Source organism: Chryseobacterium jejuense, assembly GCF_017877355.1.
Lineage (GTDB): Bacteria > Bacteroidota > Bacteroidia > Flavobacteriales > Weeksellaceae > Chryseobacterium > Chryseobacterium jejuense_A.
Map to the genome: position 1 here is coordinate 22,408 of NZ_JAGIPR010000010.1, position 13,057 is coordinate 35,464.

Annotated in this window: 7 protein-coding genes; 6 read left to right on the forward strand and 1 reads right to left on the reverse strand. The window is 38.6% G+C overall.

Annotation, left to right across the window (positions count from 1 at the left end; genetic code table 11):
- The first annotated feature begins 13 nt into the window (after window positions 1–13).
- The 6 genes from J2772_RS18320 (at window position 14) to J2772_RS18345 (ending at window position 9,985) form a co-directional block, all read left to right on the forward strand.
- Complete coding sequence (locus J2772_RS18320) at window positions 14–1,441, forward strand: glycoside hydrolase family 125 protein (RefSeq protein WP_209919254.1); 1,428 nt, start codon at window positions 14–16, stop codon at window positions 1,439–1,441.
- Window positions 1,442–1,550: 109 nt separating this feature from the next.
- Window positions 1,551–3,707 carry an endo-beta-N-acetylglucosaminidase H gene (locus J2772_RS18325; RefSeq protein WP_209919256.1) on the forward strand — a complete coding sequence of 719 codons (2,157 nt, stop codon included), beginning with the start codon at window positions 1,551–1,553 and terminating at the stop codon, window positions 3,705–3,707.
- 59 nt (window positions 3,708–3,766) lie between these two features.
- Complete coding sequence (locus J2772_RS18330; protein WP_209919258.1) at window positions 3,767–6,172, forward strand: endo-beta-N-acetylglucosaminidase H; 2,406 nt, start codon at window positions 3,767–3,769, stop codon at window positions 6,170–6,172.
- A gap of 126 nt (window positions 6,173–6,298) precedes the next feature.
- Window positions 6,299–7,159 (forward strand): ROK family protein, encoded by an 861-nt coding sequence (locus tag J2772_RS18335; RefSeq protein WP_209919259.1) that lies wholly within the window; start codon window positions 6,299–6,301, stop codon window positions 7,157–7,159.
- A 21-nt stretch (window positions 7,160–7,180) separates the two neighbouring features.
- A complete protein-coding gene (locus tag J2772_RS18340; RefSeq protein WP_209919261.1) occupies window positions 7,181–9,451 on the forward strand; it encodes a GH92 family glycosyl hydrolase in 2,271 nt (756 codons plus the stop codon).
- Between the two features lie 36 nt (window positions 9,452–9,487).
- Window positions 9,488–9,985 carry a phosphoheptose isomerase gene (locus J2772_RS18345; protein ID WP_045491618.1) on the forward strand — a complete coding sequence of 166 codons (498 nt, stop codon included), beginning with the start codon at window positions 9,488–9,490 and terminating at the stop codon, window positions 9,983–9,985.
- A 315-nt stretch (window positions 9,986–10,300) separates the two neighbouring features.
- Here the strand turns inward: J2772_RS18345 and J2772_RS18350 are convergent, their stop codons facing one another.
- The gene (locus J2772_RS18350; protein WP_209919263.1) at window positions 10,301–13,006 is read right to left on the reverse strand and encodes a TonB-dependent receptor domain-containing protein; all 2,706 of its coding nucleotides are present in this window, start codon (window positions 13,004–13,006) and stop codon (window positions 10,301–10,303) included.
- Window positions 13,007–13,057: the final 51 nt, after the last annotated feature.

Consider the following 13,057-nt stretch of genomic DNA (forward strand, 5'->3'; position numbering starts at 1 on the left):
AATAAAAGTATCAATGGAAAGGAGAGATTTTATTAAAACAAGTGCAATGGCAGGGGCCGGATTGCTGTTTACTCAGAATATTTTTGCAAAAACCCTGGCTACGGAAGGTTTTCCTGTTGTCCGTGTTCCTAAAGATAAAAGACATTTTACCAGTGAATCCGTAGAAAATGCTATTGCAGCCTTTAAAAAGAAAGTAAACAATAAAGAGCTAAGCTGGCTTTTTGAAAACTGCTTTCCAAATACATTAGATACTACTGTTTTCTACAGTGAAACCAATGGTACATCGGATACATATGTGATTACAGGAGACATTGATGCCATGTGGCTTCGTGACAGTTCTGCACAGGTTTTTCCTTATCTGCAGTTCTCGAAGAAGGACGAGAAGCTTCACAAATTGATTTCCGGAGTTATCCACAAGCAAACAACTTTCATCCTTAAAGATCCTTATGCGAATGCGTTCTACAACGATGACAAAAAGATCAGCAAGTGGAAAGAGTATGACCATACTGATATGAAACCGGGAACTCACGAAAGAAAATGGGAAATTGATTCTCTGTGTTACCCTATCCGTTTGGCATATCACTTCTGGAAAACAACAGGAGATACGAAACCTTTCGATACTAACTGGTTGCAGGGAATTAAACTTACTTTACAGACTTTCATTGAACAACAAAGGAAAAAAGACTTAGGTCCTTACAAATTTGAACGTACAACATCATGGGCTACAGATGGAGTTCCTATGGGCGGATATGGCTATCCGACAAAGCCGGTAGGTCTTATCAGTTCTATGTTCCGTCCAAGTGATGATGCTACGATCTATGGGTTTCTGATTCCATCCAACTTATTTGCAGTAGTAAGTTTACGTCAGGCAGCAGAAATGGTGTCTCAGATTAAAAATGAAAAAACTCTGGCTCAACAACTCAACAGCCTTGCTGATGAGGTAGATGCAGCCATCAAAAAATACGGAATTTATAATCATCCTGAATTTGGAAAAATATATGCTTTTGAAGTCAATGGTTTCGGAAGTTACAACCTGATGGATGATGCGAACTGTCCAAGCTTGCTGGGATTGCCTTATCTGGATGCGGTTAAAGCGGACGACCCTGTGTATCAGAATACGCGAAAATTTGTTTGGTCGGAAAATAACCCATTCTTTTTCAAAGGAAAACTGGCAGAAGGGATAGGAGGTCCACATATTGGATTGGATATGATCTGGCCAATGAGTATCATTATGAAAGCGCTCACTACAAAAGATAAAAGTGAGATCAGATGGTGTATAGATACCTTACAGAAAACGCACGGTGGGACAGGCTTTATGCATGAATCCTTCCATAAAGACAACGACAAAAAATTCACCAGAGAATGGTTCGCCTGGGCCAATACTTTATTTGGAGAATTGCTTTGGAAAACCTTTAACGAAAATCCTGAGCTACTGACCTAACCCATTAATCTATATGGCTTATTTACTTAAGATGCTTTCCTCAAAAAGAAAGGATCAGGAGAATGCTATATCAAATCCACACACCAAAACACCTTAAAAAAATTATACAATGAAAAAAAAATCAATCCTTACCGCACTGATGGCCATGGCGCTACAGTCTGGTGCTTTCCTTAACGCACAACAGCTTAATCCTAAAGGAATATGCTATGTGGAAGTGAACAACAACAACATCCTGAATGCAGGAGCGTATAAACTGCAAACATCGAATAGTTACCTGTTCAATGTGGTGAATATCTTTGCGGCTAATATTAATTATGATACCAGCCGTGGGAGAGCATATCTATACTCTAACAATAATGTAACCAAGGTTCTTACCAATGCAGATACCTACATAAAACCATTACAGCAGAAAGGAATGAAAGTGGTGCTAACCATTTTGGGAAATCACCAGGGAGCCGGGATATGTAATTTCCCTACCCGTGAGGCTGCCAAAGATTTTGCATTACAGCTGGCCAATACGGTAAATACTTACGGTCTGGATGGGATTGATTTTGATGATGAATATTCAGGATATGGGAATAACGGAACCGGGCAGCCTAATGACAGTTCCTTCGTTATGCTTGTTCAGGAATTAAGAGCATTACTGCCGGATAAAATTATTTCATTCTACTATTATGGAGATGCTGCTTCAAGGCTTTCATGGAACGGTGCCAGAGTAGGAGATCATATCAATTACAGCTGGAATGCGATGTACGGAACATTCTCAGCACCGAACGTTCCACCCCTTACCAAAGCTCAGATTTCTCCTGCGGCAGTCTGGTTGGGAAATACGTCTAATTCTACCACAACAAGTTTGGCTACTCAAACGAAAAACGGAGGCTATGGATTATATCTTTGGTATGACCTTAAAGGAACCAATCAGACATCACAGCTTTCAGCAGGCACTCAGACATTATATGGTGAGCCAACAGTGTTAAGCGGAACTTTACAATCATGGACACAGGGCACCAATTGTGATGCACCTATCGGATTATACACAAGCAATCTTACCGGAACAAGTGCAAAACTCAACTGGTCTACAGTTGGAACTAATACTTATGATATTGATTATAAACCGGCCTCTTCAGCAACATGGACGAGTGTGGCCACAGCAGTTAGCTCTACATCAGTAACTGTTTCAGGACTAACAGCCAATACTGAATACGACTGGAGAATCAGAACAAACTGCAGTGTAAAAAGTGCCTATATGTTTGCTCCAAGATTCAACAGTGGATCAGGAACAACAACACCTACGGGTTCTTATGCTCTTTCTTTGGACGGAAGTTCTGAATCTGGAGCTGCCGGAAATATGAATTTAAGTAGTTCAGCATTATCTTTTGAGGGCTGGATCAAACCTTCATCTTTCAAATCAGTTTCTCCATACATTTCATCCATTATGGGAACAGAAGCAGGGGATGCAAATTCAGCATTATTAAGATTAGGAGATGCCGGTCTAGCGAATAACAAGCTTCAGTTTGTATTAAGTATCAATAATGTACAGCAAAAACTAGCTTCCACTACAGCTTTGAATGCCAATACTTGGTACCATGTAGCGGCAACTTATGATGGAAGTTCTATGAAACTTTATATCAATGGGGTTTTGGATGCAAGCAAAGCACAAACCGGAAATGTAAGCTCTAATGGAGCATTCAATGTAGGATATCTATATAATACTTCCAGAAACTTCAATGGTAAAATTGATGAGGTTAGAGTTTGGAAGCGTGCATTAAGTCAAACGGAGATCAGTCAGAATATGTGTAATGTATCTGTTCCGGCTACTTCTCTAGCTGCTTATTGGAAATTCAATGAAGGAAGCGGTTCTGCCGTTCAGGATAGCTCTGGAAATGGGGTTAGTTTAAGTTTAACAGGAGTGGATGCCTCCAATTGGGGAACAGATCTGCCATGTGCAGCGGCAACTTCAATAGTATCAAGAACTGCAGCTGCCCAGAGAGGAATAAGTTCAGGAGAAATTCAGACTAAGAATCAGATTAAATTATATCCGAATCCTGTCAGTAAATCTTCTTCATTTACAGCCTCCGTTCCTGATGGATACAATAAAGGAAAGTTAACTATCTATGATTTTAACGGAAGAGTTGTAGGCACAAAATCGTTGAGTACAGGTGATAATCATTATGAATCATCAGAGCTTTCAACAGGAAACTATATCCTTCAGTTTGAATCTCAAAATGGAGGTGAAAAACAAACCGAAAAATTAATAGTAAAATAATAAATCAGTCATTGGGCTTCGGCCCAATGGCTTTTCCTATTCTAATAAAATTAATATCAATGAAAAAAAACTCCTTTCTTATTCCCCTGATGGCCCTGATGTTTCAGGCTGCCCCTCAAATGAAAGCACAGCAGCTTAACCCCTTGGGTGTTTGTTATGTGGAAGTCAATAACAACAACATGCTGAATGCGGGTTCTTATACTTTGCAGAATACCAACAGGCAGCTTTTTGATGTGGCCATTATCTTTGCAGCCAATATCAATTATGATGTTTCTAAAAGCAGAGCCTATATCTCAAGCAATAACAATGTAACCAAAGTACTGAACGATGTAAATACCTATGTAAAACCTTTACAGCAAAAAGGGATTAAAGTATTGCTGGATCTTTTAGGAAACCATCAGGGAGCCGGAATCTCCAATTTCCCTAATCGTGAAGCAGCCAAAGACTTTGCTCTGCAGGTTGCTCATACGGTATACACTTATGGTTTGGATGGTGTAGACCTGGATGATGAATATGCAGGATACGGAAATAACGGAACAGGGCAGCCTAATAACAGCTCTTTTGTCATGTTATTACAGGAATTGAAAGCCGCAATGCCTGATAAACTGATTACCTTCTATTATTATGGCCCGGCTACCTCAAGGCAAAGTTATAATGGAGACTTAGCAGGAAACTATATCAATTACAGTTGGAATGCCATGTATGGTACTTACGTTGCTCCAAGTGTTCCGCCCCTTGATAAAACAAAACTTTCTCCGGCGGCAATCTGGATACAAAATACAAATCCTCAGTCTACTCCTGCATCTATAGTTTCCTCATCAGCAACCAGTACCAAAAATGACGAGTATGGTGTGTTCATGTGGTATGATTTAGGAGGAACAGATATGGCTAATTATCTGAGCACCGGATCTAATATTCTTTATAATGAAAATACCCAATTAAGTGGACAGCTCTATTCATGGAGCCAAGGGCAAGCCTGTGATCCGCCGTTAGGATTGGATGTAACCAATGTAACAGGAACTTCTGCTAAATTAAACTGGGTGTCTAATGGCTCTCAAACTTATAACATCGATTATAAACCTGCTAATTCAACAACCTGGACTAATGTTGCCAGCAATTACTCCGGAAGCAATGTGGTCATCAATAATCTGACAATGAACACGGATTATGACTGGAGAATACAGTCTAATTGCTCTTCAACATTAACAAGTACTTATCTTTTTGCTCCAAGATTCAATTCAGGAAACGGATGTGCAACGCCTTCAGGATTGGTATCAGGAAGCTATCTAGGAAATTCAACTCAATTGTCATGGGATGCGGGAACAGCATCTTCTTATACATTACAATACAAAACAGCAGCAGCTACTGCCTGGACTGAGGTTCAGAATATTAACGCCAATAATTATTCACTGCAAAATCTTTCCCCTAATACAAACTATGTATGGAAAGTACAGGCAGCATGTAATGGCGGAACAGTAAGTACTTATTCAGCAGAAGGAGTATTCAACAGTGGTTTTGCTTCGGTTACAAGCCCTGGTCCAAGATCACTTTCATTCAATGGAAGTACAAATTATCTGAATGCCGGACAATTTAACCTGAGCGGAAATGCACTAACAATTGAAGGTTGGGTGAAAGTAAATGCATTTAAAAGCGCCTTTCCTAATATTTCATCAGTGCTTGGGATTGAAGTAGGAGATAATAACTCTGCAATGCTTAGGTTTGGGGACGGTAACCTGGCCAATAACAAACTTCAGTTTATCCTGAGTTTCGGTTCCTCTCAGACGAAAATTAATACCAATACAGCATTCAACACCAATACATGGTACCATGTGGCAGCAACCTATGATGGAACAGCGATGAAGCTTTATGTTAACGGAACCCTTGATACAAGTACACAAGTTACTGGCAGTTTTACAGCAAACGGCATTATGTATTTAGCAAGAAACTATGACAATTCCCGCGCATTAAACGGTTCTTTGGATGAATTCAGAGTTTGGAAAAGAGCATTGTCAGCTCAGGAGATTATGGATAACAGCTGTAATGTGGCAGCTAGCTCACAAGGTCTGGAGGCAAATTGGAAAATGGATGAAGGTAGCGGAATAGGAGCCCTGGATGCAACCGCAAATACTCATTTTGCAACATTAGTCAATATGACCAATACCAATTGGAAAACAGAAGTTCCTTGTAATGGTTCTCTGGGAGTAAGAGATGCTGAGTCTGTAAAAGAGAGTAATACTGTTTATCCAAATCCTGTTAAACGAGGAAGTGACATTCACTTTACGGTTGCCGATAATTCCAGCGAGGTTTCATTCTATGATATTTCAGGAAAGCTATTGAAAAAACAGGATCTTAATCAAAATAATAATACAGTGAATACACAAGATTTGGCCACTGGTACTTATATTTACAAAATCACATCTTCAAAAAATAAAGAAGTATCATCAGGTAAAATCATTGTGAAATAAAACTCATTGTATGAAGATTTTATCTGAAAAATAGATCATAGATCGTAAAGCAGGCAGACAAGCAGTATCTTCTTGTTTGTCTGTTTTTCAATACAACGGAACAGCTTGAATTTAAAATAAAAAATGATGCAGAATATACTAGGAATCGATATTGGCGGATCGCACATTACACTGGCGCAGGTAGATCCTGAGAAACGTGAAATTATCACTTCAACGTACGTAAGAGAATATGTTAATTCCTTTGATAACAAAGAAATAATTTTCTCCGCCTGGACTTCAGCCATTGAAAAAGGAGCCTATAATCTGGTGAAAGAAGATCTTTTAATAGGAATTGCCATGCCGGGGCCTTTCGATTATGAAAACGGAATATCGCTGATGGAACAGGGGAAGTTTATTGATATCCTTCATGTCAACATAAAAGATGAACTGGCCCAAAGATTATCCATTTCTACAAAGCAGATTCACTTTGTTAATGATGCGGCAGCCTTTATGGAAGGCGAAGTATTCGGAGGCTGTGTGCAGGGCTTTCAAAAGATTTTTGGAGTCACTCTCGGAACAGGATTAGGAACCACTTTCTATAACGGAGAATTGGCTACAGATGAAGACCTTTGGGATTCTCCTTTTAAAGAATCCATCTTTGAAGATTATCTGGCCACACGTTGGTTTGTTAAACGTTACGAAGAACTTACAGGAGAGCAGATATCAGGAACGAAAGACCTGTTGGATAAACCTCTGGAAATACAGAAACAGATATTCGATGAATATGCAGATGCTTTCTCTGAATTTGTGGTGAAATATGTAGACCATTACAAACCGGAAGTTTTAGTTATAGGAGGAAATATAGCAAAAGCCTATCCTCATTTTGAACAAAGATTTATTCAGAATCTAACAGCGAATAATATTAACTTGCAGGTTAAAATCTCTGCCATCTTTGAAGATGCAGCCATTTTGGGAGCTGCTAGCTATGCACTAAAAAAGCTTATATAAATTAACAAACGAAACGATACAATGAAGTCTATTTTTTCTACTTGCTTTCTTTTATTACAGGCCCTGGTTTTTGGTCAGAACGCATCTCCCGTAGACTATGTAAACCCATTGATGGGAACCCAGTCCAAACCTTCATTATCCAACGGAAACACTTATCCGGCAGTTGGACTTCCATGGGGAATGAATATCTGGACGGCCCAAACCGGAAAAATGGGTGACGGATGGGCCTACACTTACGATGCAGATAAAATAAAAGGATTCAAACAAACCCATCAGCCTTCTCCCTGGATGAATGATTATGGAGCATTCTCCATTATGCCGGGAGTGGGAAAACTAAAATTTAAAGAAGACGACAGGGCAAGTTGGTTCAGCCATAAAGCTGAGGTTACCACTCCTTATTTCTATAGTGTTTATTTAGCAGATATCAATGTAACTACTGAATTTACGCCTACAGAAAGAGCTTCTTTTTTCAAATTTGATTTTCCTAAAACAGACAGTGCATATGTAGTTATTGATGCCCTGAATAAAGGTTCATACATCAAAATTTTACCGAAAGAAAGAAAAATTCTGGGCTATACCACCAGATATTCTACCGGGAAGTATGACAATTTTAAAAACTATTTTGTGGTTCAGTTTGATAAAGACTTTGAGCTTACAAAAACCTGGAAAGATGATAAACTTGTTAATGATAAGCTTGAAATTACCAGCGATCACACCGGAGCCATAGTAGGCTTTAAACTGAAAAATAAAGAAACAGTGTACGCAAAAGTAGCCTCTTCATTCATCAGTTTTGAACAGGCTGAAATCAATCTTAAAAGAGAGATCGGAAACAGAAATTTTGAACAGGTAAAAACCGATGCTAAAAATATCTGGAATAAAACCTTAGGAAAAATAGAAGTAAAAGGAGGAACAGATCAACAGATGAGAACCTTTTATTCCTCTTTGTACAGAACTTTATTTTTTCCACAGAAATTATATGAGATGGATGCTCAGAGTAAAATAAAGCACTGGAGCCCATACAACGGGAAAATTGCAGACGGAAAAATGTTTGCAGGAACTGGTTTCTGGGATACTTTCAGAGCTTTATATCCTTTCCTGAACCTGGTGTATCCAAGTATCAATGTAGAAATGCAGGAAGGATTGGCAAATGCTTACAAAGAAGGAGGATTCTTACCGGAGTGGAGTAGTCCTGGATATTCCGATATTATGATTGGGAATAACTCAGCTTCCGTAGTGGCAGACGCTTATATCAAAGGACTTCGTGGGTATGATGTAGAAACCCTTTGGCAGGCCGTAAAACATGGTGCCAATAACGAAGGACCTATAGAAGCAGTGGGCCGCGCAGGTGTAAAATATTACAATGAATTAGGCTATGTTCCTTACGATGTAAAAATTAATGAGAATGCAGCCAGAACATTAGAATACGCTTATGATGACTTTTCAATATATCAACTAGGAAAAGCATTAGGAAAACCTGCCTCAGAAATTGATATTTACAAAAAAAGAGCGTATAATTACAAAAATCTGTTCGATAAGGAAACAGGACTGATGCGTGGTAAAAATAAAGATGGTAATTTCCAGAAACCTTTCAATCCTTTTAAATGGGGTGATGCCTTTACAGAAGGAAACAGTTGGCATTATACCTGGTCAGTTTTCCAGGATATTGAAGGCTTAGCCCAATTGATGGGCGGTAAAAAGAAATTTGAAGCCAAACTGGATGAAGTCTTTTCATTACCACCGGTTTTTGATGACAGCTATTATGGTGGAGTGATCCATGAGATCAGAGAAATGCAGATTATGAATATGGGACAGTATGCCCACGGGAATCAGCCTATACAGCATATGATCTATCTGTACAATTATGCAGGAGCACCTTATAAAACCCAATATTGGACAAGACAGGTGATGAATAAGCTATATCAGGCTACTCCGGATGGCTATTGCGGAGATGAAGATAATGGGCAGACTTCTGCGTGGTATATTTTCTCAGCATTAGGATTTTATCCCGTAACGCCGGCAACAGATCAGTATGTATTGGGAGCTCCGTTGTTTAAGGAAGCCACCATCCATCTTGAAAACGGCAAGAAAATTGAAGTAAAGGCAGCTGAAAACAGTGCTGAAAATTTATATGTGCAATCATTGAATGTAAATGGACAGCTGTACTCCAAAAACTGGTTGAGCCATAAAAATTTGATGAACGGTGCAGTTCTGAATTTTAAAATGGACAGTAAGCCGAATACAGACAGAGGATCACAGGAAAAAGATTTTCCATATTCCATGTCAAAAGAATAGTCAGATCAATAATTTTAATTAAGAGAAACAAGATATATGAGCACGGAAAAAAAAGAAATATTCGATAGAGTGGAACAGACTCTACAAAGCCAGGGGTTTACCATTGCAGCAAAAGACGAAACCAGACCATGGGGAGGTTTTTTTGTGATTGATGAGGCACAGGCGCAGGATTTCGCCAATCAGTACTTTGATGGAATTGATGTGGAAAACCTGAGAATAGGAGGGAAGCTAAGCCCGAAAATTCTTATTGTGGCTCCAGAAGCAAGATTAAGCTGGCAGTATCACCACAGAAGAGCAGAGATCTGGCAGGTAGTGGAAGGAACAGTAGGAATCAAAAGAAGTACTACAGATGAAGAAGGAGAAGTAGCAGAATATAAACCAAAAGATCAGGTAAAACTTCAGCAGGGAGAAAGACACAGATTAATAGGTCTTTCAGGCTGGGGAATCGTAGCTGAAATATGGCAGCATACTGATGCATCCAATCCTTCAGATGAAGATGATATTGTAAGAGTACAGGATGACTTTGGAAGATAAAATAAAAAAACAGCATCAATTATGATGCTGTTTTTTTATTTTGGTAAGGAAGCTGGATGCTGGAAGAGAGAAATTCCTGGAGATTTTCAGAAGGATTATTTCTGCTATTGATCTAATGCTTCACAGAAAATGGGACAGACAAAAATTAAACCTATAAGGTTTTTTTATGGAAAGTTTTAATATCATAAAAAACCAGTATCAAATTGATACTGGTTTATATTTTCAAGGATATCCTGAAACAGAGAAGTTATGAGGATTTCAATTAAATAAACTGTCAAACAGTACCTCTATCATCCAGCCTCCATCTTCCCGCTCTTAAAACGTCACATCCAGTCCCACATAGAAATTCGCTTTCATAATCGGTGCATAGACCATTCCGCCATCAAAATAATTTCCGAAAGGATTTCTAAAATCGATGATTGCATTTTTCTGGTAATAAGAAGTAAGGTTTTCTCCCCCTATATAAGCCCTGATCTTTTTGTTGAAATTTCTTGAGATCTGTGCATTCAATACCGCATAAGAATTAGAATATCTTGGCAACTGAAATTCTGTAGGATTGTCTGACATATCAGGAAGTCTTTGTTTTCCTACCCAGTTTAAAGTGGTATCAAAGCTCCAGAAACCACCTTTGTCATTTTTATTGGTTGCATAGGCAAGGTTTATAAATCCTCTGTGTTTTGCCATAAAAGGAACTTCTCTTCTTCCTCCAATATAATCCGCCTGTACATCATAATATTTATAAGCCAGTCTTACATCAAAGTTCTTGAAAGGCGTAAAATCCCATTGGGTCTGGAATGAATTAGCAAATGATTTACCTTCCAGGTTATAGAATGTAAGCTGCTGGGGAGATTGGTCTAAATCTACTAATACCTGATCCTGGAAGTCTGTTCTGAAAAAGTCAGCAATGATCGTGGATTTTCTTCCGAAAAGCTTAAATTCCTGCTGTAAGCTTGCTCCGTAGTTCCATGCAATCTCAGGCTTTAAACCATAAATATTTCCTCCGTTAGGTAGGATATTGATTGCTCTGTTAGAAGCAAAATACTGCTGACTCTCTGCAAATACATTCGCCGTTCTAAATCCTCTTCCTGCAGAAAGTCTTAAAATAGTCTGTGGAGTAAAGTCGTACTTAAAATTCACTCTCGGTGTAAACTGAGTTCCTGCCAGGTTGTGGAAATCTACTCGGGTTCCCGCTACTAAAGTATATTTTAAGCCTGTTAAAGTATATTCAGCAAAGATTCCCGGAACAATTTCGTTTCTTTTCATATTATCCACTAAATAAGTCTCCTCATAACCATCATACAAGAAACTTGCTCCCGCTTTATATTTGTGGTTGGTGTTTCCAATAATACTTTCAAAAATTAAATTTGAATAATAGGTATGCTGTTTTCCGTAATAATTTCTCAGTCCAAAGAAGCTGTCCTGCTGGTGATAAACATATTGGTTCATCCAACCGATACTTTGATAAGGCTTTCCTTTAAAAACATATCCTGTTTTGTTCCAAATCTGAAATCTTGAAATATCAATTCCAACACCATAAGCCGGTTGTTTATCTTGTGCTAGTTTCTTGTCGAAGGCAATTTGTCCTGCAGTTCTTTCATCCCGGATAAAATTAATTCCAAAATGAGACCCGAATCCTGACTTTTCAAGGTCATTATAATTCAGGAGATAAGCTGCATTGATCTGTGTTCCTTTGGGTCTGTCAAGAAAACCGTCATCATTCATATCTGTATTCCCGAAAGTTCCGTTTCCGTGAAGAAGGAAAGTTTGTGACCACTTATCATTAATGGGAGAAACATGGGTAATATTCGCTTCAGCTCTTCCGTTAAAATCCGAAAAAAGATTGAGAGAAGTTTCAGGTTCCTTAGCATTCTTCAATAATTCAGTATTGATCTGCCCAGTAATACTTTCATAACCATTGGTTACCGTACTTCCACCTTTCGTTAACTGAATACTTTCAATCCATCTTCCCGGTATAAAATTCAACCCATAAGCAGAAGCTAATCCTCTGATCTCAGGCAGCTGTTCTTTCGTTAAGCTGGTATATTTTTGATCCAATCCCAGCATTTTCAGCTGCTTTGTACCTGTTACGGCATTGCTGAAAGAAACATCTACGGTTGCATTGGTTTCAAAACTTTCAGATAAATTACAACATGCCGCTTTTAACAGCTCTTTTTTATCAATATTAAAAACCAGCCCTGCTTCTTTCTTGCTTAAAGATGTAGCTGCTTTAGAACCTGTTACTACAACTCCGTCAATACTCTTCTCATGTTTGCTGTGAGAATCATTGTCAGCGGGAGCTGCGTGATCTTTATGGTTTTCATGTTTCGTCTCTTCTTCATAATGAACCTTTGGATTAGCCTCTCCAAAAGTGAAATCTCTGTCATACAGGCAACATCCCGGAAGACCATTATAAGTGGAATCTAAAGCCTTGTATTTCTCGTTATCATGTCCTGCATCCGCAATAGCCTTCAATATCTTATCCGATGAGGTTTTGGCAGCATCAAAATGTAAAAAAACCGTTTGCTTTTCGGCATTCCATTCCGCAGAGTCTGCTCCTGCACCTTTAGCCGCTTTTTCAATTCTGGCTTTGCATGATGCACAGTTTCCTCTTACATAGAACTCGTTGTCCTTTTTAGCTGGAGTTGTTGTATTGGCATGATGTTCATGGTGAGATTCTGCTTGTGTTGGCTGTAGATCTCTTTCATATAAACAACACCCAGGAAGACTTTTGTAAACATCATCCGAAGCTTTGAATTTTTCATTATCGTGACCTGCTTCCGCTACTTTTTTCAGAATATCGTCAGCAGAAATTTTATCCGTTTCTAGAGTGAGTGTTTGGAGATCAACAGAATAAACAGCAGTTTTTGCACCTGCTTTTTTTGCGGCTCCTTCAATTCTTGTTTTGCACATTTCACAGTTCCCTTTTACTTTGAACTGATTTTTCTGAAGATTTTGAGCCGATATAAATTGTGTAAATAAGAATAATGCACCAAGTATTAACCTGGAAATATATAATTTCATTTGTTTAAAGTTTAGATTAAATAAAATACGGTTCATTACAATGTATAACGA